The sequence below is a fragment of the Siminovitchia fortis genome, from assembly GCF_003605365.2.
Lineage (GTDB): Bacteria > Bacillota > Bacilli > Bacillales > Bacillaceae_C > Siminovitchia > Siminovitchia fortis.
Genome location: NZ_QYTU02000003.1, coordinates 62,195 through 86,912, shown reverse-complemented (window position 1 = coordinate 86,912; position 24,718 = coordinate 62,195). Strand labels below are relative to the sequence as shown.

Annotated in this window: 26 protein-coding genes; all 26 read right to left on the bottom strand. The window is 45.2% G+C overall.

Annotated elements, in window-relative coordinates; genetic code table 11:
- Nucleotides 1–51: 51 nt before the first annotated feature.
- The 26 genes from fliY to sucC all read right to left on the bottom strand — a co-directional run bounded on the left by fliY (nt 52) and on the right by sucC (nt 24,674).
- Nucleotides 52–1,209, bottom strand: a complete 1,158-nt coding sequence (fliY, locus tag D4N35_RS02905) for a flagellar motor switch phosphatase FliY (protein ID WP_120069699.1) — start codon at nt 1,207–1,209, stop codon at nt 52–54.
- Nucleotides 1,199–2,224, bottom strand: a complete 1,026-nt coding sequence (gene fliM / locus D4N35_RS02900) for a flagellar motor switch protein FliM (RefSeq protein ID WP_120069697.1) — start codon at nt 2,222–2,224, stop codon at nt 1,199–1,201. The genes fliY and fliM overlap by 11 nt, the downstream gene beginning before the upstream one ends.
- Before the next feature lie 33 nt (nt 2,225–2,257).
- Nucleotides 2,258–2,683, bottom strand: a complete 426-nt coding sequence (gene fliL / locus D4N35_RS02895) for a flagellar basal body-associated protein FliL (RefSeq protein ID WP_120069694.1) — start codon at nt 2,681–2,683, stop codon at nt 2,258–2,260.
- Nucleotides 2,670–2,891 (bottom strand): flagellar FlbD family protein, encoded by a 222-nt coding sequence (locus D4N35_RS02890; RefSeq protein ID WP_120069690.1) that lies wholly within the window; start codon nt 2,889–2,891, stop codon nt 2,670–2,672. The genes fliL and D4N35_RS02890 overlap by 14 nt, the downstream gene beginning before the upstream one ends.
- A gap of 46 nt (nt 2,892–2,937) precedes the next feature.
- On the bottom strand, nt 2,938–3,747 hold the full coding sequence (gene flgG / locus D4N35_RS02885) for a flagellar basal body rod protein FlgG (RefSeq protein ID WP_120069688.1): 810 nt from the start codon (nt 3,745–3,747) through the stop codon (nt 2,938–2,940).
- An 82-nt stretch (nt 3,748–3,829) separates the two neighbouring features.
- Complete coding sequence (locus D4N35_RS02880) at nt 3,830–4,213, bottom strand: TIGR02530 family flagellar biosynthesis protein (protein WP_120069685.1); 384 nt, start codon at nt 4,211–4,213, stop codon at nt 3,830–3,832.
- Between the two features lie 15 nt (nt 4,214–4,228).
- Nucleotides 4,229–4,861: a flagellar hook assembly protein FlgD gene (gene flgD, locus D4N35_RS02875; protein ID WP_120069682.1), complete on the bottom strand. Its 633-nt coding sequence runs from the start codon at nt 4,859–4,861 to the stop codon at nt 4,229–4,231.
- Nucleotides 4,862–4,871: 10 nt separating this feature from the next.
- Nucleotides 4,872–6,137: a flagellar hook-length control protein FliK gene (locus D4N35_RS02870; RefSeq protein WP_120069678.1), complete on the bottom strand. Its 1,266-nt coding sequence runs from the start codon at nt 6,135–6,137 to the stop codon at nt 4,872–4,874.
- Nucleotides 6,138–6,142: 5 nt separating this feature from the next.
- A complete protein-coding gene (locus D4N35_RS02865) occupies nt 6,143–6,748 on the bottom strand; it encodes a MotE family protein (RefSeq protein ID WP_120069675.1) in 606 nt (201 codons plus the stop codon).
- 8 nt (nt 6,749–6,756) lie between these two features.
- Nucleotides 6,757–7,203, bottom strand: coding sequence for a flagellar export protein FliJ (gene fliJ / locus D4N35_RS02860; protein ID WP_120069673.1), 447 nt, complete (start codon nt 7,201–7,203; stop codon nt 6,757–6,759).
- Nucleotides 7,200–8,525 carry a flagellar protein export ATPase FliI gene (gene fliI, locus D4N35_RS02855; RefSeq protein WP_120069670.1) on the bottom strand — a complete coding sequence of 442 codons (1,326 nt, stop codon included), beginning with the start codon at nt 8,523–8,525 and terminating at the stop codon, nt 7,200–7,202. The genes fliJ and fliI overlap by 4 nt, the downstream gene beginning before the upstream one ends.
- The gene (fliH, locus tag D4N35_RS02850) at nt 8,522–9,286 is read right to left on the bottom strand and encodes a flagellar assembly protein FliH (RefSeq protein WP_164876270.1); all 765 of its coding nucleotides are present in this window, start codon (nt 9,284–9,286) and stop codon (nt 8,522–8,524) included. The genes fliI and fliH overlap by 4 nt, the downstream gene beginning before the upstream one ends.
- The gene (gene fliG, locus D4N35_RS02845; RefSeq protein WP_208646262.1) at nt 9,279–10,268 is read right to left on the bottom strand and encodes a flagellar motor switch protein FliG; all 990 of its coding nucleotides are present in this window, start codon (nt 10,266–10,268) and stop codon (nt 9,279–9,281) included. The genes fliH and fliG overlap by 8 nt, the downstream gene beginning before the upstream one ends.
- A gap of 22 nt (nt 10,269–10,290) precedes the next feature.
- The gene (gene fliF, locus D4N35_RS02840; RefSeq protein WP_120069662.1) at nt 10,291–11,904 is read right to left on the bottom strand and encodes a flagellar basal-body MS-ring/collar protein FliF; all 1,614 of its coding nucleotides are present in this window, start codon (nt 11,902–11,904) and stop codon (nt 10,291–10,293) included.
- A 24-nt stretch (nt 11,905–11,928) separates the two neighbouring features.
- Entirely contained in the window at nt 11,929–12,234 is a 306-nt protein-coding gene (fliE, locus tag D4N35_RS02835; RefSeq protein WP_120069659.1) for a flagellar hook-basal body complex protein FliE, read from the bottom strand.
- Between the two features lie 20 nt (nt 12,235–12,254).
- Complete coding sequence (gene flgC, locus D4N35_RS02830; RefSeq protein ID WP_120069882.1) at nt 12,255–12,707, bottom strand: flagellar basal body rod protein FlgC; 453 nt, start codon at nt 12,705–12,707, stop codon at nt 12,255–12,257.
- 8 nt (nt 12,708–12,715) lie between these two features.
- Entirely contained in the window at nt 12,716–13,102 is a 387-nt protein-coding gene (flgB, locus tag D4N35_RS02825; protein ID WP_120069879.1) for a flagellar basal body rod protein FlgB, read from the bottom strand.
- 202 nt (nt 13,103–13,304) lie between these two features.
- The gene (gene codY, locus D4N35_RS02820; protein ID WP_120069656.1) at nt 13,305–14,084 is read right to left on the bottom strand and encodes a GTP-sensing pleiotropic transcriptional regulator CodY; all 780 of its coding nucleotides are present in this window, start codon (nt 14,082–14,084) and stop codon (nt 13,305–13,307) included.
- A 51-nt stretch (nt 14,085–14,135) separates the two neighbouring features.
- A complete protein-coding gene (gene hslU, locus D4N35_RS02815) occupies nt 14,136–15,524 on the bottom strand; it encodes an ATP-dependent protease ATPase subunit HslU (protein ID WP_120069877.1) in 1,389 nt (462 codons plus the stop codon).
- A gap of 73 nt (nt 15,525–15,597) precedes the next feature.
- Nucleotides 15,598–16,140 carry an ATP-dependent protease subunit HslV gene (gene hslV / locus D4N35_RS02810; protein WP_120069653.1) on the bottom strand — a complete coding sequence of 181 codons (543 nt, stop codon included), beginning with the start codon at nt 16,138–16,140 and terminating at the stop codon, nt 15,598–15,600.
- A 17-nt stretch (nt 16,141–16,157) separates the two neighbouring features.
- Nucleotides 16,158–17,045 carry a tyrosine recombinase XerC gene (gene xerC, locus D4N35_RS02805; RefSeq protein ID WP_120069650.1) on the bottom strand — a complete coding sequence of 296 codons (888 nt, stop codon included), beginning with the start codon at nt 17,043–17,045 and terminating at the stop codon, nt 16,158–16,160.
- A 65-nt stretch (nt 17,046–17,110) separates the two neighbouring features.
- Nucleotides 17,111–18,412 (bottom strand): FADH(2)-oxidizing methylenetetrahydrofolate--tRNA-(uracil(54)-C(5))-methyltransferase TrmFO, encoded by a 1,302-nt coding sequence (trmFO, locus tag D4N35_RS02800; protein WP_120069647.1) that lies wholly within the window; start codon nt 18,410–18,412, stop codon nt 17,111–17,113.
- Nucleotides 18,413–18,786: 374 nt separating this feature from the next.
- Nucleotides 18,787–20,862: a type I DNA topoisomerase gene (gene topA, locus D4N35_RS02795; protein ID WP_120069644.1), complete on the bottom strand. Its 2,076-nt coding sequence runs from the start codon at nt 20,860–20,862 to the stop codon at nt 18,787–18,789.
- Between the two features lie 566 nt (nt 20,863–21,428).
- Nucleotides 21,429–22,304 carry a DNA-processing protein DprA gene (dprA, locus tag D4N35_RS02790; protein ID WP_120069874.1) on the bottom strand — a complete coding sequence of 292 codons (876 nt, stop codon included), beginning with the start codon at nt 22,302–22,304 and terminating at the stop codon, nt 21,429–21,431.
- 240 nt (nt 22,305–22,544) lie between these two features.
- Nucleotides 22,545–23,447 (bottom strand): succinate--CoA ligase subunit alpha, encoded by a 903-nt coding sequence (sucD, locus tag D4N35_RS02785; RefSeq protein WP_120069641.1) that lies wholly within the window; start codon nt 23,445–23,447, stop codon nt 22,545–22,547.
- Between the two features lie 66 nt (nt 23,448–23,513).
- On the bottom strand, nt 23,514–24,674 hold the full coding sequence (gene sucC, locus D4N35_RS02780) for an ADP-forming succinate--CoA ligase subunit beta (protein WP_120069638.1): 1,161 nt from the start codon (nt 24,672–24,674) through the stop codon (nt 23,514–23,516).
- Between the last annotated feature and the right edge of the window lie 44 nt (nt 24,675–24,718).

Genomic DNA, 24,718 nt, shown 5'->3' with positions numbered 1-24,718 from the left:
GCAATGCGGTTTTTTAACATGATCGTTCCCTCACAGTCCAATTCAAAAAACTTATTTCAAATGCTGCAGGCGATTTTTCCTGCTCAGAATATCCGTCACTCTTACCCCAAAACTTTCATCGATGACTACGACTTCCCCTTTGGCGATCAATCGGTTGTTGATCAGGATGTCCACAGGCTCACCGGCCAGTTTGTCCAGTTCGATAATCGATCCAGACCCCATTTCCAATATATCTTTCACCGATTTATGCGTTCTGCCCAGTTCAACCGTTACCTGGAGCGGAATGTCGAGCAGGACATCAAGGTTTTTGGTATCCGTTTGTTCTTCAATGCTATCATCGAACTGGGCAAAGCTTGCACGTTGGACGTTTACGTCCTTGTTTTCAGCACGGGATTCCTCGCCTAAAGGTGAGTGCCCCGGCGAAGGCGCCGTTTCTTCCATGTGTTTTGTCTGTTCCAAGGCGATATCAATGGCTGATGCGGTTTCTGCCTCCGTTTCCGCTGAATTCTCTGGAGTTGATTTGGGTTCGCTTTTTTCTTCTGCCTGTGACCACAATTCTTTTACCAGGCTTCTTGCAAAATTGACTGGTATGAACATCGTCAGTTTTGAATCTATGATGTCTCCCACTTTCAAGTCGAAAGACACTTGCGCAAAAGGGGATTGATCAGAAAGCTCCTGCAGCACTTCACCCAATGTTTCATTGGATACATGAAATGTCGGCGTGGATATATCCACCCTTTTTCCAAAAAAAGAGGACATCGAAGTGGCGGAAGAGCCGATCATCTGATTCATGGCCTCTTGCACGGCACTTTGCTGGATTTCATTCATTTCTTCGGATGGGTCGGTTCCATCACCGCCCATCAAAACATCCGCAATGACTGAGACATCCCTCTTTTTCAGAAATAACACATTGACCCCTGAAAATCCCGAAGTATAGGTAACCTGGACAGCCATACCCGGATCTTTTGATGCCGACAAAGTCTGCCAGTCAATGATCGATACGGTCGGCGTTGTGATTTCTACTTTTTGGTTCATCATGGTGGAAAGGGCTGTCGCGGCATTTCCGAAAGAAATATTCCCTACTTCTCCCAGGGCATCTTTTTCAATATCGCTTAGCTCATCCGTTTCATTCGTTGATTCATCTTCGGATTGGTCCATTTCCGCGAATAACATCTCAATCTCTTCTTGGGAGAGCTTCTCACCATTCATCGTCTTCATCTCCCTCATTTATCATATTTAAAATTTGAACAGCCAGATGGTTGTGTTTCATGCCGGGCTGCCCCGTAAATTTGGGAACTCCCGCAATTTTCACCGTAAGCGGCTCGTCAATCCGTTTACGGAGCTGGAACACATCCCCTTCGTTTAATGCAAGGAAGTCCCTTATCGTCAGGTAAGTCTTCCCCAGTTCGACATCCACCTCGACATCGGTTTCCTTGATGCTCTGCTTCAGCGCATCGAGTGCTTCCGGTTTTTTTTCCTTCGAGCCGGATTCCATCCAGTATTGGGCGGTCAGCTTTGAAATGATCGGTTCCAGGACGACATGCGGAATCATGATATTGATTGTTCCGTTTGTATCGCCGATCACCGCATGCATGGATACAACGACAACCGTTTCATTCGGAGAGACAACCTGCAAAAACTGCGGATTGACTTCGATTTCAGACAGCTCCGGTTCAATGTGGGAAATGCTGGCCCACGCCTCCCGTAACGGATCCATTGTCTTATTGAACAATTTCGTCAGCAGTTTCATTTCAATGTCAGTCAACAGGGAAATTTTATTCATGCCGGTCCCTTTCCCGCCCAAAATACGGTCCATCATTGCGTAGGCGATATCCGGCTGGACTTCCATGATCATTCTTCCTTTGAGCTGGGGTATTTCGATGACATTCAAAAATGTCATGCTGTCGATCGAACGGATGTATTCCCCGTATGGGACCTGCCCGGAAGAAACGACAGAAACGTGGGCATATGTCCTTAAGTGCGCAGAAAACAAAGTAGTCAGAAGGCGCGCAAAATTTTCATATATTCTTGTCAAGCTGCGAATCTGGTCTTTTGAAAAACGGAGTGCTCTTTTAAAGTCATAGACTTTGACGATTTTTTCAAGTTCATTTGGAACCGGATCCTTTTTCCGTTCATTCTGATCATCACCGGCTGCCAAAGAAGAAATAAGATCGTCAATTTCGGTTTGTGATAAAACCCCTTGGGATAAGACATCGTCTGGCATTGCCGTCACCTCCTAACGTTGCGCTTGCGTAACCTATGAAATGATGTAAGAGGTAATGTAAACTTTGACTACTTCGCCTTCTTGCATTATTTCATTGACTCTTTTCTTTACTGCCTCTTCAAATGCCTGCTTGCCTTCCTTCCCTTCCAATTCAGGGGCCTTCATGTCCGACAGTTCTGTGATGATAATATTCTGGACTTGGAACTTCCGCTTCTCCAACTCTTCCTTTGCATCCTTGCTGTCGGCTTCTATCATGAAAGAGATTTTTACATACCTGTTATCCAGCAGGTTTGTCGCGATCTCTCCCATGTCCACTGTAACCTTTAATACATCGTCTATCGACTGTTCCTCACCGGCCGCTTCCTTTTTCCCAAAGCCCAGTCTGTCATAGGCGAGCAGTGCGGCAGCCCCAATAAGTAAAATGACAGTAATAATAATGAGTACTTTATTTTTTTTCATCAGAATCCTCCTGCTGCCCGCGTCCCAACAATTGAATAGATTGATAGAACGTAAGAATCTTCTCATTGACCAGCTGCTCAGACTCAGCCACCACATATTTGCGGCCATTCATCAAAGTGATCGTCGTATCGGGAAAAGACTCGACTGTTTCAATGTATAATGCATTCAAATGAAAAGTCTTTCCATTCAATTTCGTGATATGTATCAATGAACCACCCAGGACCGGAAAAAAACCGGCCCTGTCCCTCCCTTACCTATCGTTTTAAATTGACAAGCTCCTGCAAAATCTCATCGGAAGTCGTAATGATCCTCGTATTCGCCTGAAACCCGCGCTGCGCGACAATCATTTCGGTGAACTCCTCGGAAAGATCGACATTGGACATTTCGAGCGTTCCTGATACGAGTTTTCCTGCACCGCTTGTACCTGGCGTCAACATTTCTGCTTCACCCGATGCTTCTGTTTCAATATAAAGGTTTTCACCTATTTTTTCCAATCCACCATTATTGTTAAAACGTGCTATCCCAATATATTTGGGCTCTCCCTCTATCATTTTCCCATCTTGACCTTTTGTTAGATAAGTTATTTTCCCACTTTCATCAATACTCAAATTTGTAATTGAATTTGGATCTCCTATATTTATTGGGGCTTTATTAATATCATAAACAAGATGTCCCGACGCGGTTATTAGATTACCTGCGTTGTCGAAGTATAAATTGCCGGCCCTTGTATAACTTGGAACACCATTACTTTCAACCATCAAGTATCCGTCCCCCTGGATTCCGATATCAAGAACGCGACCAGTTGTCTGCAGGCTTCCCTGCGTATCAACCGTATCAATAGATGCAAGCTGCGAACCGAGTCCCACCTGTTTTGGATTAACTCCACCGCGAGTTGCATCCCCGGCACTCGCACCCGAGATGGTTTGGCTTACCATATCTTTAAATGTCACCCGGCCCTTTTTGAATCCGTATGTATTGACGTTGGCGATGTTGTTGCCGATGACATCCAGTTTGGTCTGGAAGTTTTTCATTCCGCTTATTCCTGAGTACATTGAACGTAGCATGTTCCCATTTCCCCTTTCGTATTAGCCGCGTCTGTCAGTCGGCGGCTGTTAGCTTCCTTTTCAGGTCCAGCTATGTTATTTTTTAGTCGACTATGATTGTTCCATCGATATTGTTAAAGATCTGACCATTTGCTTCATTTCTGGGCATCATTGTGATGACCGTGTTGTTTTTGGCGCTCACGACCAAGGCGGCGTTTTTCAACAGAACGAGCGGTTCTTTGACCCCTTTGGCCTTCGCCTCGGTTATTTTCTCTTCAATCTGCTGCCATTTCGCCGGGCTGATCTCAATATTTCTTTGCTCCATCCTTGTCCTTGCGTGCTTGCTTATTTTCAAATGCCCTGACTTATCAATCGCCTGCTTCAGTTCATTCGAAAAAGAATTCCCTTCAACTTGTTTCTTGGAGAGCTGACTTCTTGCGGCATTCACATGAAACTGTGTATTAAGAGGATGGATATAATTTTTCAAGCATGACCATCTCCCTTATTCAATTTTCGTAAGCTTTTTGGATTCAACTACTGACCCATCATCCAGTATTACCGAAATAATGCCGCCCTTTGTTGTCACCGACTTGACCGTTCCTGACTTTTCCTGCTCGCCATCCATCCACAAAACCTTTTTCCCGATCAAATGGCTTGCTTTGACAAGCGGGCTTTCGCCATTGCCATGATGGATTTCCGATATGTTCGCAGGCGCCAGTTCCTTTCCGTCTTCAAGTGTGATTTTCACCGAATCGCCCAAAAACTGCACCGAACTGACGACACCTTTTCCTTCAATTATTTCAGGATCTTTCAGAGGGTCATCACTTTCGATCATTTCATGCCACGTCACTTCTTTTCCGACGAATTCACTGAAGGCGATCAGATTCGCCTGCGATGCACTTTCCACAAATTTCTCCAGTGTCTGGTTCATGTTCGTCAATTGCTCCAAGGATGAAAAAGTGGCCATCTGTCCGATAAACTCCTTGTCGTCCATCGGGCTGAGAGGATCCTGGTTTTGAAGCTGGGCAAACAGGATTTTTAAAAAAGCATCTTTCCCCAATGAATCGTTACTAGTCGTCTGCCTTTTCACCGTTTCAGTCGGCAGAAAATAATCACTGCCAATCGTGTTTGGCATACTTCATCACCTACACTTCCATCTCAAATAAAATATTTTGCAAAAAACTGGAGAACTCTTCCTCATCCTTTTCCCCGTTAAAAGCTTCTTTGTCCGAACGCTGATCCGGTCCGGCCTGCTCCTGGTCACCGTTTCTTTGATCTTGGCTGCTGTACTTATCGAGGCCTTCCTGATAGGAGATATCCACCTTGTCCACCTGGATATTCTGCTGTACGAAAGCCTGCCTTAGCTGATGGATCTGAGAGTCAAGCAAATCCTTGGCCATGCTTGTCGAAGCCAAAATCCTCGCAATCATGGCGCCGTTACGCTGCGTCAGCTCTATCCTGAGTGAACCGAGATGTTCGGGATACAGGCGGATCGTCATGCTTTTCGTCTGAAGCCCCTGGTTGAAATGGGATTTTTGCAGGACATTTGAAAATTGTCTGATCAGCTCCCTTGCTTTCCTCTCATTGGGGGCTGTTTCGGCAATCTTTACAATAACCTCTTCCGTTTCGTTTCTGTTCACGCTTGATGCCTGAATGGAATTTGCATCAGCCTTGGATTGGCTATTCCCTGTCCCGGCACCTCTTTTTTCAGTGGCCTCCGTCAATGATGCCGTTCCGGCAGAATCCTCTTTTGTATTTGCAGTCTCCAAACGGATAGAGATTTGCTTTGCCTCTTCTGTCTCTGTATTTTCATGGTAGCTGATAAATTTTCCTGCTTGGTTGCCACCGTTATCAGGCTTCAAGTCAGAACGGATCGGCATATTATGTTTTCCAGGCATTTGCCCGGCTGCAAGAAAAAGGAGTTCTCCACTCTTTTGAAAAGTGGATGAAATAGATTCATACTGTTCCAGCATTTCTGTTAACACCTTCAATGCTGCCTCAAGTTTTTCAGAATCCATTTCAGCATCGGAATTAAGCTGCAGCTGTTCAGCAGCCAAAACGAATTTTTCCAAAACCGGCTCCAAAACTGCTGCCATATTCGGAGGTCCAATATCCTCAATGCTTTCCAGCAAATCAACCGTCTCCTGAAAAAGTTCCTGTTCACCTTCATCCAATGCAAATCCCACTTTTTCCTGCAATTCTTCCATTACACCCAAAACATTTGCCAACAACTGCATCAGGCCTGTATTTTCTTTGCCCGTTTCAACTGTATCTGTTTCGGGTTCAGCCCGGAAGCTTTGCAGTTTCATATTCAGAATTTCCCCGAATAAGAGATTGCCTTCTCCAATCTTTTTTTCCGGCACGTTCGCCATTGCAAAATTAACAGGGGCTTCAAGTAGCGATAACTTCACTTAGTTCACCTCCCCTCAGTTGTTCTAACAGCCAGCATCTGGGTATATGCCGCGGCTTTTTCAGGCGGCATCTTTTCCATGATTCTCGCAAGCGGCTCGGGCCCCAGGTTGGATAAGATGTTGACAGCTTCTTCATCTTTCATTTCCACAATGATGGAAGCTGCCCGTTTGGGCATCATTGTTTCATAGACTGCAACGATTTCTTTCATTTCCCGCTTTCCATCGTTCTCCACTTGGTCCTTTTCCTCAAGGGTCGTTTCAAGCCTTTTCTTATCTTGTTTCAGCAGGTCAATTTCGGACTCTTTGTCTTCCACTTTTCTTTCCAAACGGCTGATTTTCGCATTCTTCTCCTCAATTTGCGCTTCCAGCTTGACGACCGCCTCGTTGTGCTCCTCAATGGTCACCGTTTCTTTGCCGCCAATGATCGAGGATATTACAGGAAGCTTTCCTCCGACTTCCTTCGCCTTCTCATACACGTTTACACCCGAAACCGTAGCAGCCAGCAAGGTGAGGAACAGTATGAGCAGAAGCGGAATGACAATCCATACAAGAAGCTTTTGAAAAAAGCCGGATTTCTTATTCTCTTTTTGTGTATCTGCGGTACTACCCACCTTGTCACCTAATTTCCTTTTCGATGTTGGAATTGGATGGCTGCTATTTCATCCATTTGATTGTTTTCATAGGTATTGATCAACTCTTGAAAATACTTGTAGCTTTTATCTTTCATTTTTTCGTATTTTTTCACTTCGATATTGCTTTCAAGAAGCTTCTCCTCCCAATGCTTCATCTCATTCCGTGTTGCCATGACCTGTTTTTGCCAATAATCGATTGTTTCTTCAAGATTATTGATGAACAGTTGATGGTGCCTGATTTTTTGGATGGAAAAGCCTGTTTCCAGCTTCTCTGATTGAAATTGTTCCAGGACTTCCTTTTTCTTTAGCAATTCATATAAATTTTTGGCAGCCCGTTCAAATTGACGGACCGATTCTTCGTAAAGCGAATAAGTCTCTTCCTTTTCTCTCTCTTTGAGCGTCAAAATATGCTGGAATTTATAATCAAATTTCAACGAAACTCACCCGTTTCTGCCAAATTGATCAACGACTGGATACTTTCTTCCTTCGTTGCCTGTTCATTAGTCCCTTGCTGTAAAAATTTGATGATTTCGGGCTGATAATCAATCGCTTCATCGATCTCTTTGGAAGCGCCTTTTTTATATGCGCCGATATTAATCAAATCTTCCGCATTCACATACGTACTTAAGAGATTCCGGATCGTATTGGCAGCTGCCTGATGTTCTGGTGCAGCAAGCTGGTTCATGAGTCTGCTGACACTTTTTAAAACATTGATCGCAGGATAATGGCCTTTGTTAGCCAAGGAACGGTCAAGAACGATATGCCCGTCCAAAATCCCCCTCACGGTATCCGCGATCGGCTCATTCATGTCATCGCCGTCCACAAGTACGGTATAGAAAGCAGTAATCGACCCGAGCGGGCTTGTCCCTGTCCTTTCAAGAAGGCGGGGCAACAGGGCGAAAACGGAAGGGGTATAACCCCTTGTGGCAGGCGGCTCGCCGACAGCGAGGCCCACTTCCCTCTGGCTCATGGCCACCCTTGTGACTGAATCCATCAAAAGATTTACATTGCAGCCTAAATCCCTGAAATATTCAGCGATCGCAGTCGCCGTAAAAGCGCCTTTGATTCTCATGAGGGCAGGCTGATCCGAAGTGGAAGCCACAATGATCGACTTTTTCAACCCATCGGGCCCAAGGTCGTTTTCAAGGAATTCCTTTACTTCCCTTCCCCGTTCCCCGATTAGCGCAATCACATTGATATCCGCCCTCGTATTCCGGGCAATCATCCCGAGCAGCGTACTCTTTCCGACACCGCTTCCCGCAAATATTCCCATCCGCTGGCCATTTCCGACTGGCAGCATGCTGTCGATAGCTCTCACACCCACTTCGAGCTGCTCGGCGATGGGAGGCCTTGTCAACGGGTTCGGCGGATCGCAATCTATTTGGACACCAGCCATTCCGCGGGGGATGGCCGATTCATCCATCGGATGTCCCAGTGAATCCACCACCTTGCCGATCAATTCGGGACCGACGTTTATTTCCAGAGGTTTCCCGGTTGTTTCAACAAGGCTTCCCGGAGATACATCCAGCAAATTGGTGTAAGGCATTAAAATCAGGTGCTTTCCTTTAAAACCGACAACCTCGGTCAAAACGGTCCGGTTGTTTTCTGAATTTCCGGTATGTATGAGGCAGACATCCCCGATGGAACTTTCGGGTCCGAATGACTCAATCATCAGGCCGACAACCTTGATCACTTTCCCATACCTTTTAAGCGGGTTGATCTTTTTTATATGAGGCAGGAGCTCCTGAGCCTTCATGGTTTTTGTTCAGCGGAGAGTAGCTCCGCGAGCCTTTCTTTCAACTCGGAAAGCTGGCTGTCAATGCCGGTATCGATTCTGATGGTTTCACATTCAACGACACAATCATTTTCATTTAATTCCTCATTTGGATAAATATAACATTGCACCTCTCGCGGAAAAATAGATTCCAGCACGTTTCTGGATGAAACAAGCAAATGGAACTTGGATGGGTGTACAAAGATCTCTATCTCTTTTTCATTTTTCAGTTCAGTCAGAGCCTTTTTTACAACATCGATAAATTTTTCTGGTTCCTCAGAAAGAGTGGACCCCAGGATCGCTTCTGTACTTGCCATTGCCAGGTCAAGGATGGTCTGCTCCGCCTGCACGATATATGCTTTGGAGTCCGCCTTGGCCGTGTCAATTGTACCGATGGCTGTTTCTATCAAGCTCTTAAACTCGTTTTCCCCTGCTGTCCTTCCTTCTTTCAGCCCCTTTTGATAGCCCCCGTTCCATGCTTCCTCCGACAATTGTCTTTTCTCCGCTTCCCAGAGGTTCTTTTCCTCTTGAATGGCGTTTTTCAGCTGCTCTGCCTCATGAGCGGCTTTTTCTAAAATGTCTTTAGCCTTTGCTTCCGCCGTTATTATGAGTTCATTGGCTTTGGCTTCAATTAAAGGATCCACAGTGCCCTGTCCGCAGTCCGGTCTTTCAACCATTCTCGGTTTGATGACCTTTGCGTCTGTCAATATCCGGTCTGAATGAAGCTTGATGATGTTAGACAATGATTTCATCCCCTCCGCGTGCAAGGATGATTTCACCCGCATCTTCCAATCGGCGGATAATGGCAACAATGTTTGACTGGGCTTCTTCGATTTCGCGCAATCGTACAGGGCCCATCAATTCGATTTCCTCCTGCAGGGTCACCGCCATCCGGGTGGACATATTTTTGAAGATCGTTTCCTTCACTTCGTCGCTGGCGACCCTGAGCGCGAGCATCAAGTCATCACTGTCACATTCCCTGATCACACGCTGAATCGAAAGATTGTCCAAAATGACAATGTCTTCAAAAACAAACATTCTTTCCCTGATATCCTCTGCAAGTCCGGGATCCTGGATTCCGAGCGTATCAAGAATGGTTTTTTCGGTTGCACGGTCGACCCCTTGGAGCACCTGTACAATCGATTCGATCCCGCCGCTTTGGGAATAGTCATCCGTAACAGTAGCAGACAGCTTTCTTTTAAGAATTTCTTCCACTTCACGGATCACATCAGGAGAAGTTCCATCCATCACTGCAATCCTCCTGGCAATGTCCGCCTGTGTGTCATTTGGAAGCTCCGATAAAATTTGCCCCGCTTTTTCCGGGTCCAAATATGACAGGACAAGGGCGATGGTCTGCGGATGCTCATTTTGGATGAAATGTAAAATTTGTCCCGCATCGGCCCTTTTGGCAAAGTCAAACGGCCGGACCTGCAAGGAAGCATTGAGCCTTTTCAGCATTTTTGCAGCCTCCTCATAACCAAACGCCTTTTCCAGTACGACTTTAGCATAATCCAAACCACCCTGGGTTATATATTTCTGTGCAAGAGCAATCTGGTGAAATTCATTGACCACCCTGTCTTTTTTTTCGGGTGTCACATTCCTGAGGCTCGAAATTTCCATCGTAAGCTTTTCAACTTCTTTTTCAGTCAATTGTTTATAGATTTTTGAAGCGGTATCGGGACCAAGAGAAATAAGAAGTACAGCGGCCTTTTGAAGGGCTGACATCTTTTGTTTTTTATCCACCTCTCTAAATCTCCTCCTCTTCCTCAGCAAGCCATGTCCGCAGCAGGTTGGCAAATTGTTCCGGGTTATCTTTGGCTAATTCTTCAAGCCGTTCCCGGTTCTCTGCAGCTTTCTGTGCTGCCAGTTCCTCAATCGTCGGCTTTGGGGGTTCCGCAGGCTTGTCTTCGGCGATTGCCGTCATTTCTTCCAGTTCTTCCGCTTTACGTGCTCTGCTTCTTGTCCATAGGAAAATAAGAAGAGCTATGATGGCAACCAGAATTCCTCCGATAACGTACCCCCACCATGGCAATACGCTTTTGGATGAATCTTCCCCGCGGTCCATGTTTCCGTTAAACGGCTGTACAGTTACAACAACCTTATCATCAATAGCAGCGTCGGAAATGTCCGTCCCGCTTTCCTTGTCAATGGACGTCCTGACGATCGTGGACAGCAGCTGGGTGATATCTTCCCTTCTTTCTTCCGGAAAAGAAGCGGGTTCTTCGGGGTCTGGCGGCTCAACCATGACCTGAATGCCCAGATCCCGGATTTTATATGGGCTTTCCACAATTTCCTTGCGCACTTTATTGACTTCATAATTCAGAGTTTCTTCGGACTTTTCATAATCCCCTGAATTCCCGCTGCCTTCCATGTATTGGCTTGCTCCACTGTCAGCAGGATCGCCTCCTTGCGGTATACCGCCCGCTTGGGCTTCATCGCCTGAGAATGTTTCTGTAATTCTTTGGGCACTGATGGCAATTCCGCGCATATTTTCTTCATCCACCGGTGTAACAAGGTTCTCCTCCCTGTTTTCCTGGGTGAAATCTATATCCGCTGTAACGGAAGTGATGACCTTTTCATGGCCCATCAAGGTTCCGAGCATTTGCTGCACCTGGCGCTGTATATCCCTTTCCAGGCGCTCCTTGATTTTCATTTGCTGATCAATGCCGCTGTCAGCATAAGAACCATCATTTAAGTCGAAATATTCCAGGTACTGGTTTCTGATGACAATATTGTCTGTCGGCAAATTGGGTACACTTTTGGATACAAGGTGGTACAGCGATTTAATTTGTTTCTCATTGAAATCGTGTCCCGGCTTTGTTTGCAGGATAATTGATGCTGATGCTTCTTCATTATCCTCTTTCACAAAGACGCTTTTTTCCGGCATGGTGATCATCACATTTGCATCTTCTATTCCATCAATGCCTTTAATCAGGGCTGCCAGCTCATTCTGGGTGGCATCAAGCTTTAATACGTTGAATTCATTATCTGTCATGCCGAAACCAGCGTTCTCGCTAAAGAAAGAGTAATCGATATTCCCCGATTTGGGGATACCTTCTGCTGCTAGTTCGACCATCAAGTTTTCTGCATTTCCCTCGGGAACCCTTATCGTTGTACCGTTTTCCGTTATTTCGGACTTCACTCCCCTGGCGTCGAGCTCTTCTTTGATGGCACCAGTCTCGGACGGCGACAAGTTTGTATAAAGAGGGACCATGGCAGTACGGGTTAATAAAACGGTTAGAATGATAATGAATAGAAGTAAAATAATTGCCGATGAAACAAATACGATCTTTTGTTTTTTTGTTCTTTGTATCCAATACTCTTTCAAATTTGAAAAACGCCTAAACAGTAAATCTTTCATCGATAATCCCCTTAAACATTCTGGTTACACTTGCATTCGCATGACTTCCTGGTATGCCTCAACAGCCTTGTTCCTGATTTCAAGCGCGGCCTGCATGGAAATAGATGCTTTTTGGCCGGCAATCATCACATCATGCAAATTGATTTTCTTTCCCTCTGCAAACATTGATGTGGCCTTGTCTGATTGTATTTGCAGCTTATTCACTTCCTGGATTGCATTTTGTAAGTAATCTCCAAAATTATTCGCTTTATTAAAACTTTCAGGCACTGGCTGTTTGGAGTTTACCGAAGATGCAGCGGGCAAATGAGAAATGATAGGATTGATTGGCATCTCTCATGCCTCCTTTCTAATTATTTTCCAATATCCAGCGACTTCATCAACATCGCCTTTGTTGCATTGAATACTGTGACATTGGCTTCGTATGATCTTGTGGCACTAATCATATCCACCATCTCGCGAAGCGGATCAACATTTGATTGATAGACATAGCCATTTTCATCCGCATCAGGATGTTCAGGATCATAAATCGATTTGAATGGTGTTTGGTCTTCGACGATCCTGGCTACCTTTACTCCCGCCGGATTTTTATTCCCGGTATAAGAGCCCATTGCATTATTAAGGGCCGAAGAAAATGAATTTTCATTTGGCTGCATGACGACCATTTTGCGTCTATAGGGCTGCCACTGACCATCAACAAGCTTTTCTCTCGTTGTATCTACGTTTGCCATATTGGAGGAGATGACATCCAATCTGAGCCGTTGGGTTGTCAATGCAGAGGAAGAAATTCCCATTGTGTAGAACATTGTCACTACTACTTTCCTCCCTTGATGACATTTTGTAATAAATTGAATTTCCCGCTTAATCTTTCTGATAAAGTACTGTAATAAATCTGATTTGCCGCAAGATCGGACATTTCTTTGTCAATATCGACATTATTTCCATTATGCCCGTATTGGGCCCGCCTGTCAGACAGCGCAATAGCAGGGTTTTTCATCCTATGGGCGCTAATATGGCGCGGATCGGTCATACGTAATTTTGCAGCAGAAACCGCCTCATCAAATACTTGGCCAAAGCTCACTTTCTTCCCTTTGTAATTAGGGGTATCGGCATTGGCGATATTTTGGGAAGTGACTTCGTGTTTTAATGCAGAATAGTCCATAGAACGTTCTATCGTCTGAAAACTACCGAATAGATTCACAATAAGCACCTGCCAATTTTCTTCTTCTTTTTCCTAAACTATCCACTATTGTAATCTTTTTGTCATATTACGTCTACACAAGCTGAGTAATTCTTGGTGAATTTTCGATAAAAAACTCGAAAATTGATTCTTTAGTCCCATTAAAAAAATAAAAAAAACGTCCGAATAGACTTCGAACGTTCTTTTTCCTGATTATCATTTATCAGTTTGATTTTAATTTCTCCAATTCAACAAGGAACTTGGAGTTCAACACTTTGATATAAGTGCCCTTCATCCCGAGTGAACGGGATTCGATGACACCGGCACTTTCTAATTTCCTGAGTGCGTTGACGATGACGGAGCGGGTAATTCCTACTCTGTCGGCAATTTTGGAAGCTACGAGCAGCCCCTCTGTTCCGTTGAGTTCTTCAAAAATATGCTCAATGGCTTCCAGTTCACTGTATGAGAGGGAGCTGATTGCCATTTGGACAACTGCTTTACTGCGGGCTTCCTCTTCAATTTCTTCAGCTTTTTCACGAAGAATTTCCATACCAACCACTGTTGCACCATATTCAGCAAGAATCAGGTCATCGTTATCAAATTCCTGCTCAAGCCTTGCCAAGAGCAATGTCCCGAGCCTTTCCCCTCCGCCGTTGATCGGCACGATTGTTGTCAGGCCGGATGAGAACAAATCTTTATTTTCCACCGGAAAAGCTGTATATTCACTGTTCACATCGATGTTTGAAGATGTTTCGGAAATATTGAAAAGCCTCTTTGTATAGTCTTCGGGGAACTGCCGCTCCTCAAGAATACTTTTCATTCTGTCATTTTCAATTTGCTGGCGGACAGAATAGCCCAAAACCTTTCCTCTTCTGCTTAGTACATATACATTGGCTTCTATGACATCAGACAACGTTTCAGCCATTTCCTTGAAGTTTACCGGTTTTCCTGCAGCTTTTTGCAGCATTGCATTGATCGTTCTGGTCCTTGTTAATAATTCCATTGTTTCTCCTCCTAAATTTTTCCAAACTTACAACGATTGTTGACATATTTTTTATAAAATAAACTGGCTTAAATCTTTGTCTTTTGAAATTGCTGAAAGTTTTTGGTCCACGTACTGAGCGGTAATTTCCACCTTTTCCATCGTGACATCTGGTGCTTCGAACGACAAATCTTCAAGCAGTTTCTCCATAATTGTATGCAGGCGCCTCGCTCCGATGTTGTCCGTATTCTGGTTCACATCAAAAGCGATTTCTGCAAGTCTGTTAATAGCATCGTCAGAAAATTCTATTTGTATACCTTCAGTTTCCAATAATGCTGAATATTGTTTGATCAGGGCATTATCGGGTTCAGTCAGTATTTTGTAGAAGTCTTCTACTGTCAGCTTTTCGAGTTCAACCCGAATCGGAAAACGGCCTTGAAGTTCCGGGATTAAATCCGAGGGCTTAGCCATATGGAATGCTCCCGCAGCAATAAACAAAATGTAATCTGTTTTGACCGGTCCGTATTTGGTGACTATAGTTGATCCTTCGACAATCGGCAGGATATCCCGCTGGACACCTTCTCTTGAGACATCTGCAGACGAAGACTGGCCTTTGCTCGCGATTTTATCAATTTCATCAATAAAGATGATCCCTGTTTGTTCGGCCCTGAAAATCGCCATCTGTGTCACTTCATCCATGTCGATCAGCTTTTGGGCTTCATCATTCGTTAGGACTTTCCGCGCCTCTTTGACGGGAAGCTTCCGCTTCTTAAGCTTTTTGGGCATCAGGCTGCTTAAGGCGTCCTGCATATTCATCCCCATCTGCTCCATGCCGGACCCTTGGAACAAATCAAACATGGAAGGCTGCTGTTCTTCAACCTCCACCTGCACAATCTCGTCTTCCAGTTCTCCATTTGCAAGCTTTTCCTCAATGATTCTTCTTTTTTCGCGGATGCTCAGCTCTTCCTGTTCATCTTGGGTTGATGAACTTTCAGCCTGCTGGCCTCCGCCAAAGATCATTTCAAATGGGTTTTTAAAGTTTTCCGACTTCTTTTTTCTTGGCACCAACAGCTCGACAAGGCGGCGGTTCGCCTGTTTCTCCGCACGGTCCCTTACTTCCTGCATTTTCTCTTCTTTGACAATCCTGATCGATGTCTCGGCAAGATCTCGGACCATTGATTCGACATCGCGTCCCACATAGCCCACTTCGGTAAATTTGGTCGCCTCCACTTTCACAAACGGAGCTCCGACCATTTTGGCCAAACGGCGGGCTATTTCCGTCTTACCTACACCGGTGGGGCCCATCATCAATATGTTTTTCGGGATGATCTCATCTCGAAGTTCTTCGCTTAACAGCCCCCTGCGGTAACGATTGCGGAGAGCCACCGCGACCGCCCGTTTCGCATCATTCTGGCCGATGATATATTGATTGAGCTTTTCAACAATTTGCCTAGGAGTCATGGCAGCTCCTTTATTAACGACTGTCAAAATAGTCCCTCCCTCTTACAGTAACGTATTGTAGCGTCGACATGTGTTACAATTCTTCGACAATTATTTGTCGATTTGTGTAGACGCATATATCCGCGGCAATTTCCAAGGCCGCTTTAGCCATTTCTTTTGCAGTCAGATGTTCAGCGGCATGATTTTTCAAAGCCCTGCCAGCGGCCAGCGCATAATTGCCGCCAGATCCAATTGCCAAAATACCATCATCCGGCTCAATGACTTCACCCGTACCGGAAATGAGCAGCAGATGCTTGTCATCCATAACGATCAGCATCGCTTCAAGCTTTCTTAAAACTTTATCGCTCCGCCATTCCTTCGCCAGTTCGACAGCCGCCCGCGGAAGATTTCCATTGTATTCCTCGAGCTTCCCTTCAAATTTCTCAAATAATGTAAAGGCATCAGCCACAGATCCTGCAAAACCGGCCAGCACTTTGCCATTGAATAGTTTACGTACCTTGCGTGCAGTATGTTTCATGACTACCGCATTTCCAAATGTCACTTGTCCATCACCGGCCATGGCACATTTTCCCTTATGATGAACGGCGAAAATTGTCGTTGCATGGAACTTATCCATCGTTTACCTCCTAGCATTCAAGCCCGCGGATGGCTGTTCATATATGTTTTCCTTAAATGTTCCTTTGTAACGTGCGTATAAACCTGCGTTGATGACAGGTGCGTGTGCCCCAATAATTCTTGGACTGTCCGCATATCCGCCCCGTTGTTCAGCATATGTGTCGCGAAACTGTGCCGGAACATATGCGGATGGATCTTTCCTGACAGGGATGCCTTTTTCATTACATCATTCAGGACATGACGGATTCCTCTTACAGTTAACGGGCCTCCCCTGGCATTCACAAAAAGACTCCGGTGGCCCGAGCGGTCAACCAGCAGGCTTCTGGCATTATTCATGTAGGATTCCAGAGCCTCTGCGGCAAAGATACCGAAAGGCACATATCGTTCCTTTTTGCCTTTTCCCTTTACCAGAATGGTTGAAAATTCAAAGTCTACATCATCCACCATAATATTTGCGCACTCGCTTACCCTGATGCCGGTGGCATACAGTAATTCTATAAGCGCGAGGTTGCGTTTCCCCAATGGGGTAGAATCATCGCAGGAATCAAATAGCTGCTGCATCTCCTCTTCATAAAGGAAGCTGGGTAGCCTCACTCCTTTTTTAGGCTGTATAACCAAAATAAAGGGATTTTCATGTACGATTTTTTCCCTTAACAAAAACTTGAAGAAGCTTCGCAAGCTTGATATTTTCCTGGCGGCACTTGTCCTTGCATATTGCTGTTCATACAATGAAGAAACATACAGGCGGGCATCGAAATATTCCACATCATCCAGTGTTGCAATGCTTTGCTCTTTCATGAACAGGATGAAATGCTCGATATCTTTTTTATAAAATTCGATTGTGTAAGATGAATAGTTTTTTTCAATCTGCAAGTATTCCAAAAAACTGTTCACATGGTCTTTCATCCTTCCACCCCCGACTATCAAGCCTTCTAAATATTATCACAATTCATTTTTCTATGCAAAGAAAATTAAATATTTTTCGCAAAGTTTTGAATTGCGTTAATTGCACGTTCTGCATATTGCTCATTCTTCAATTTCTTGTTTTTAATTCTTTGGGGCAATTCTGGCAGCAGTCCGAAATTGACATTCATCGGCTGGAAAGTTTTCGAGCCGGTTGATGTAATATAATGGGCAAGGCTTCCAATCATTGTTTCGTTTGGAAAAACTGCCGGTTCTTTTCCCAGTGCCACTAATGCAGCATTCACGCCCGCAGCCAAACCGCTGGCCGCCGATTCCACATAGCCTTCAACTCCGGTCATCTGCCCGGCGAAAAATAAATCGGGCTTTTCTTTAAATTGATATGTCCGGTTGAGGACCTTTGGCGAATTGATAAACGTATTGCGGTGCATGACACCATAACGGACAATTTCAACCTCTTCCAATCCCGGAATAAGCCTGATCACCTCTTTTTGCGGTCCCCATTTGAGATGTGTTTGGAACCCTACCATATTATAGAGTGTTCCCGCAGCATCATCCTGCCGGAGCTGGACAACGGCATAAGGGATTTTTCCGGTTTTAGGATCCTCAAGGCCGACTGGCTTCAAAGGGCCAAACAGCATTGTTTTTTTCCCTCTTTGGGCCATCACTTCAATCGGCATACAGCCTTCAAAGAAAATTTCTTTTTCAAATTCTTTAAGCGGGACCGTTTCAGCTTTGATTAAAGCATCATAAAAGCGATTGAACTCTTCCTCGTTCATCGGGCAGTTCAGATAGGCTGCTTCCCCTTTGTCATAGCGGGATTTCAAGTAAACTTTATCCATATTTATGCTGTCTTTTTCAATAATAGGAGCGGCAGCATCATAAAAATATAAATGGTCCTCCCCTGTCAGTTCCTTGAGCTTTTTAGACAAACTGTCGCTTGTCAGCGGCCCTGTGGCGATGATTGTAATACCGGAAGGAATATCAGTAATTTCCTCATTATGGACTGTAATGAGCGGATTTGCGCGGATTTTTTCCGTGACACGTCCTGCAAAATCGTGTCTGTCAACAGCAAGTGCTCCGCCTGCGGGAACGGATGACCGATCGGCAGCCTCGATAATGAGCGAATCCATCATTCTCATTTCTTCTTTCAGGACACCGACCGCATTAGTAAGGGAGTTTGCCCGTAATGAATTGGAGCAAACCAGTTCGGCAAACTTATCTGTATGATGGGCAGGCGTTTGCTTGACAGGCCTCATTTCATATAAGTCAACCCGGATTCCCCGCTTGGCAATCTGCCACGCCGCTTCACTCCCTGCCAAACCTGCACCTATAATATTTACCGATTGCATGTATGTAACCTCCAGTATATGATCAATCTTTCACAATTTTTCTCATCAATCCCTATAGCATTTTACCCTAAATGCGTGACAAATAAAAACAATGCGCTTTATACAAAAAGCGGAAGCGCTCGTCTAGTGACGTACAGACTGGACGATTCCTGACGAGATAAAGGAAACACGGCGATGCCGAAGGCGAGCCGAGGTTGACTTATCGTAGGAAGGAAGAGGAAGTCGGCTAGTCGCTGAGCGCTGAAGCTGGAAACAAGAAAAGCGAAAGCGCTCGTCCAGCGTCGTACAGACTGGACGATTCCTGACGAGATAAAGGAAACGGAAACGCCCGGTCAGCCTGGACAAGGAAAAGGTGAGTGCTCGGCGCACTCACCTTATTGCTGCGGCTCTTCCTTGTAGTCGCAATTGACACACTGGACCTGATTTCCTTTTTTGAGCTTCTTTTCAACAAGAAGTCCGTCGCATTTCGGGCAAGGACGGTTAATCGGCTTATCCCAGGAGAGGAAGTCGCATTCGGGATAGCGGTCACAGCCATAAAAAATGCGCTTTTTCTTGCTTTTTCGCTCTATGACATTTCCTTCTTTACATTTCGGGCATTTCACACCGATTTCCTTCACAATCGGCTTTGTGTTTCTGCAGTCAGGGAAATTGCTGCATGCCATAAATTTGCCGAATCGCCCCATTTTGATAACCATAGGACTTCCGCAGTTCTCGCAGTCTTCCCCGGCGTATTCATCCTTGATTTCCACTTCTCTCATTTCAGCTTCTGCTTTTTTCAAACTCTTTTCGAAGTTTTGGTAAAAGTCATCTATAATCTTAACCCACTGAGCATGGCCCTCTTCAATTTCATCCAGGTTATTTTCCATTCTGGCTGTAAACTCCACATCCAGTACCTCAGGGAAAAACTCCATCATCAGCTCTGTAACAATTTCGCCCAGCTCTGTGGGGATAAAACGCTTATTATCCAAAGCGACATAACCTCTTCGCTGAATCGTATCGAGCGTAGGAGCGTAGGTCGAAGGCCTGCCTATTCCCAATTCTTCCAGGGTTTTGACCAATCTTGCTTCTGTATATCTCGGAGGCGGCTGTGTAAAATGCTGTTTCGGGTTCAGCTTTTCCGAAACGACTTTCTCACCCTCTTCGAAAGAAGGCAGCACATTCTCTTTTTCTTCTGATTGATCATCGGTTCCTTCCACGTATACCTTCATAAAGCCGGGGAATTTTGTTTTGGAACCATTCGCACGAAATGTAACTTTACCATTCACCAGATCAACAGTCATCGTATCCATGACCGCCGGTGCCATTTGGCTTGCAACAAAACGTTCCCAAATCAGCCTGTACAATCTTAGCTGATCGCGGCTTAAATGGGCTTTGACAGCATTCGGTTCCCTCATTGTACTAGTTGGCCGGATCGCTTCATGCGCGTCCTGGGCGTTCGCCTGTTTCTTATCCTTCCGGCCTCCTGCAGCCAGATATTCCTTTCCAAATCGGGAGCTTATATATTCAGATGCTTCTTTTACGGCAATATCAGAAACTCTTGTGGAATCCGTCCTCATATAAGTAATTAAACCAACGGTTCCTTCTTTTCCGAGGTCAATCCCTTCATATAATTGCTGTGCAAGCATCATGGTTTTTTTCGCTCTGAAATTGAGCTTTCTGGCAGCTTCCTGCTGAAGTGATGATGTAGTAAACGGACGGGCAGGGTTTCTTTTTCTTTCTTTTTTCGTAACAGCCTGAACCACAAAGGAATCACCATCCAATTGCCCGAGTACCTCTTTTACATCTCCTTCAGACTGAAGCTTCTTTTTCTTTCCTTCTATTCCATAAAAAGCAGCCTGGAATTCGTCCTTCCCTTTTTTAAACAGTCCTTCGATAGACCAATATTCTTCGGGAACGAAATTTTTGATCTCATTTTCTCTGTCTATGATCAGACGCACTGCAACAGACTGAACCCTTCCGGCGCTTAAACCCTTTTTTACCTTTTTCCAAAAAAGCGGGCTGATGTTATACCCTACGAGTCTGTCTAATATTCTTCTTGCCTGTTGGGCATCAACAAGATCTTTGTTTATAGGACGAGGATGCTTAAAGGATTCTTTAATAGCATCTTTTGTAATTTCATTGAAGATGACACGGCAGTCTGAATTGATATCCACATCAAGACTATGGGCCAAATGCCATGCAATCGCTTCACCTTCCCTGTCGGGGTCAGCTGCAAGATATACTTTTTTCGCTTTCTTGGCTGCAGATCTCAGTTCTTTTAAAACAGGGCCTTTTCCCCTGATTGTTATATATTTCGGTTCATAATTGTTTTCAACATCCACACCCATTTGGCTTTTCGGCAAATCCCTGACGTGTCCCATGGATGCCCTTACTTTATATTTTTTTCCTAAATATCGTTCAATGGTCTTCGCCTTTGCAGGCGATTCCACAATCACCAAGTAATCCGACATGCAAAAATCCTCCCCAGAGGTAAATTCAATAAATCAGAATAAATCTTATACGTGTATCGTATGTTTGTCAACGAAAGAAATAGAACAGGCGTATAGAAAAGCGGAAGACGGCCGCTTAGGGGCGACAAGCGCTGGAGGACTAGCCAGTGAAGTCGTTCTTTGACTTCATTGGCTAGACCGAAGCGACCTCGAGCCCCTGCCGTCTGCAGCTAGACATTAAGAAAAGCGCAAGCGCTCGTTTAGCGACGTACAAACTGGAGCGCCTCCGACGAGATAAAGGAAACACGGCGAAGAATGCAGGCTCAAGCAGCGACGTCCTGTCGCTTCGCCTGCACTAGCACATCCTGTGCGTCGGAGCCGATGTGGACTTATCGTAGGAGGAGGCGCGAAGTTTGCTAGTCGCTGAGCGCTGGAGCTAGACAAGGAAATACTATCCAAAGTTGTGGAATTTTATGCTTTCTTTAACAACGAGAAGAGCTTAAGCACCTGTTCCAAGCTTCTGTTGATGAATCTATCCCACTTTCCGTAAAATTGCAAGTTTTTTTGATTTTATGTGATGAAATGACTCACTCGATATACAGTTCCTCCAATATATCATAGCCGGAAGTAACAAGCTTTGCCCCTTGCTGTATCAGGCGGTTTGCCCCTTCTGAAAGGGGGCTGCCGATCGGCCCCGGCACCGCAAAAACTTCCCTGCCTTCCTCCAAAGCAAAATCGGCAGTGATGAGTGATCCGCTCCTTGACCTTGCCTGTACGATGACAGTACCTTTGGCCAATCCGCTTATTATACGGTTTCTTTGGGGAAAATGCCATTTTTGCGGCCGCCAGATCGGGGGATACTCCGAAACAATCAAGTGGTCTTTTTTCATCTTTTCAGCCAGCTCCCTATTTTCCGGCGGATATAAATGGAAGAAACCGCCTCCCAACACGGCGATTGTTTTTCCGCCAAGCCGTATTGCTTGCTGGTGGGCAAAAGTGTCGGTGCCTTTGGCAAGTCCGCTGACAATGACAAATCCGCTTTCCAGAAGAGGCTCAAGCAGCAGGCCAATGGCTTTTTTCGCATACGCATCAGCAGCCCTTGCGCCCACTACAGCAATCGATGGCCTTTTAAGAAGCAGGTTGTCCCCCATGAAAAAAAGGACAAGCGGCGGGTCATAAATTTCTTTCAGCATTTCGGGGTATTCCCGGTCTCTGAAAGTAATAACCGATATTCCGCTGGCATGGTATTTTTCAAGAATTTTGTTGATATCGATCCTTTGGAAGTCATGGAAAAATTTCCGTGCAGAAGAGTGGCTCAATTGCAGAAGCTGTTGGAGTTTAGAGGATGAAAAAGAATAAAGATTTAAAAGTGAGGGGTCATGTTTGAGAAGGTTTCTAATTGCTGCGTTCCCCACTTGCGGGCAATGGATCAAATGGAGCAGCCTTTCTGTAAAAATTCGGATCACTTCCTTTTTATTTTTTTAAAAGGAAGCCTCTTTGTTCCTTTTAAAAAAAGTATAAAATTTGGACGAAACATCTATATGGAATGATGTTGTGATATGTCCAGCTCCAGGCGCCATCGGCGAAAGGATCAAGCCGAATTGCTGTGGTGGCTGAAAAGCTGCCTCCTCGCAATTCGTCTTGTGCTTGTCGCCTAAGGCTGCGCGCCTTGCGCTTTTCTTACAAGAGGCTTCCCTATTCAATTAATGTGTCTTGCATTTTTCATAGAGTCCCTTATCCTTCAAGACTCCGATCAATGTTTCACCAATTACTGCAGGAGTATCGGCAACTTTGATTCCGCATTCGTTCATGACACGGATTTTTTCGTCCGCAGTTCCTTTTCCGCCCGAAATGATGGCACCGGCATGGCCCATGCGTTTTCCCGGAGGTGCAGTGCGCCCGCCGATGAACCCTACAACAGGCTTGGCCATGTTCGCTTTTACCCACTGGGCAGCTTCCTCTTCTGCCGTCCCTCCGATTTCACCGATCATAATGACCGCTTCTGTTTCAGGATCTTCATTAAAAGCTTTCAAAACATCGATGAAATTTGTGCCGTTTACAGGGTCACCGCCAATTCCAACCGCCGTTGATTGTCCAATACCTGCTTCGGAAAGCTGATGTACAGCTTCATATGTCAATGTACCAGAACGGGAAACCACACCTACATGGCCTTTTTTGTGAATGTAACCCGGCATGATTCCGATCTTGCACTCCTCGGGAGTGATGACTCCAGGACAGTTCGGACCGACAAGTCTCGTTTTCTTGCCTTCCATGTAACGGACCACTTTGACCATATCCAAAACAGGAATGTGCTCAGTGATGCAGATGGCCAGATCCAGCTCCGCATCGACTGCTTCCATGATGGCATCAGCAGCAAACGGTGCCGGTACGTAAATAACCGAAGCGTTAGCGCCTGTTTCTTTTACAGCTTCCTCCACTGTATTGAAGACCGGAACTCCTGCCACCTCTTGGCCGCCTTTGCCGGGTGTTACGCCGCCGACAATTTTCGTCCCATATTCAAGCATCTGTTCTGTATGAAAAAGGGCTGTTGAGCCTGTAATTCCCTGTACAATTACTTTTGTGTCTTTATTGACAAAAACACTCATGATTTTCCCTGCCTTTCAAATGATCTTTGATAAACGCCTTTGATTCCAAAGCACCTGGGGGGCTCTTTACTTGACCAATTCAACGATTTTTTGCGCACCGTCTGCCATGGAATCCGCAGCCGTAATATTCAAACCGGATTTATTGAGAATCTCTTTGCCTTTATCCACATTTGTCCCTTCCAGCCTCACAACTAAAGGAACTTCAAGTCCAACCTGGTGGACGGCTTCGACTACGCCGGACGCAATGACATCACACTTCATGATACCGCCGAAAATATTGACAAAGATCCCCTTTACCGCATCATCGGAAAGGATGATTTTAAAAGCTTCCGTTACTTTTTCCGCGGTGGCTCCTCCCCCGACATCCAGGAAGTTTGCAGGTTCCCCGCCGTAATATTTAATGATATCCATCGTTGACATGGCCAGGCCTGCACCATTGACCATGCACCCGATGTTTCCGTCTAAAGCGATGTAGCTCAAATCGTATTTTGATGCTTCGATTTCTTTTGGATCTTCTTCATCCAAATCACGGTATTCAAGGATATCCTTATGCCTGAATAAAGCGTTGTCATCAAAATTTAGCTTTGCATCAAGTGCAAGCACATTTCCGTCTCCTGTCACAACAAGAGGGTTGATTTCCGCAATTGAACAATCGTTGTCCACAAAGGCATTGTAAAGGCTGATCATGAATTTGGCAGCTTTTCCGACCAATTCATTGGGAATATTGATGTTAAAAGCGATTCTGCGCGCTTGGAAACCGGTTAAACCGACAAGCGGATCAACGACTTCTTTGAAGATTTTTTCCGGTGTTTTCTCGGCAACTTCCTCGATTTCCGTACCGCCTTCTTCCGAAGCCATCAAGACAACTCTGTCGGTGCTTCTGTCGACAACAAGACCGACGTAGTATTCCTTCTTAATATCGCATCCTTCTTCAATCAGCAGGCGTTTTACCTCTTTGCCTTCAGGGCCTGTCTGATGCGTAACAAGTGTTTTTCCGAGAATTTCCTCAGCATATGTACGGACTTCATCCAAATTTTTCGCCACTTTTACCCCGCCTGCTTTTCCGCGGCCGCCGGCATGGATTTGTGCTTTTACGACAGTGACATCCGAACCGAGTCCTTTTGCGGCTTCCACTGCGTCATCCACGGTGAAAGCAACTTTTCCATCAGGTACAGATACTCCGTATTTTCTAAGGATTTCTTTACCCTGGTATTCATGGATATTCATTTTCCGTCCTCCTATCGTTACTATGAAAAAATAGATTGCGTGTT

Coding starts and splice junctions, on each gene's coding strand:
- fliY (WP_120069699.1), bottom strand. CDS start 1,209: ATGAATGGTGAGAAGCTCTCCCAAGAAGAGATTGAGATGTTATTCGCG.
- fliM (WP_120069697.1), bottom strand. CDS start 2,224: ATGCCAGACGATGTCTTATCCCAAGGGGTTTTATCACAAACCGAAATT.
- fliL (WP_120069694.1), bottom strand. CDS start 2,683: ATGAAAAAAAATAAAGTACTCATTATTATTACTGTCATTTTACTTATT.
- flgG (WP_120069688.1), bottom strand. CDS start 3,747: ATGCTACGTTCAATGTACTCAGGAATAAGCGGAATGAAAAACTTCCAG.
- flgD (WP_120069682.1), bottom strand. CDS start 4,861: ATGCCAAACACGATTGGCAGTGATTATTTTCTGCCGACTGAAACGGTG.
- fliI (WP_120069670.1), bottom strand. CDS start 8,525: ATGAAGGCTCAGGAGCTCCTGCCTCATATAAAAAAGATCAACCCGCTT.
- fliG (WP_208646262.1), bottom strand. CDS start 10,268: ATGTCAGCCCTTCAAAAGGCCGCTGTACTTCTTATTTCTCTTGGTCCC.
- fliF (WP_120069662.1), bottom strand. CDS start 11,904: ATGAAAGATTTACTGTTTAGGCGTTTTTCAAATTTGAAAGAGTATTGG.
- fliE (WP_120069659.1), bottom strand. CDS start 12,234: ATGCCAATCAATCCTATCATTTCTCATTTGCCCGCTGCATCTTCGGTA.
- flgC (WP_120069882.1), bottom strand. CDS start 12,707: ATGTTCTACACAATGGGAATTTCTTCCTCTGCATTGACAACCCAACGG.
- codY (WP_120069656.1), bottom strand. CDS start 14,084: ATGGAATTATTAACAAGGACCAGAACGATCAATGCAATGCTGCAAAAA.
- hslU (WP_120069877.1), bottom strand. CDS start 15,524: ATGACTCCTAGGCAAATTGTTGAAAAGCTCAATCAATATATCATCGGC.
- hslV (WP_120069653.1), bottom strand. CDS start 16,140: ATGGATAAGTTCCATGCAACGACAATTTTCGCCGTTCATCATAAGGGA.
- xerC (WP_120069650.1), bottom strand. CDS start 17,045: ATGAAAGACCATGTGAACAGTTTTTTGGAATACTTGCAGATTGAAAAA.
- trmFO (WP_120069647.1), bottom strand. CDS start 18,412: ATGCAATCGGTAAATATTATAGGTGCAGGTTTGGCAGGGAGTGAAGCG.
- topA (WP_120069644.1), bottom strand. CDS start 20,862: ATGTCGGATTACTTGGTGATTGTGGAATCGCCTGCAAAGGCGAAGACC.
- sucD (WP_120069641.1), bottom strand. CDS start 23,447: ATGAGTGTTTTTGTCAATAAAGACACAAAAGTAATTGTACAGGGAATT.
- sucC (WP_120069638.1), bottom strand. CDS start 24,674: ATGAATATCCATGAATACCAGGGTAAAGAAATCCTTAGAAAATACGGA.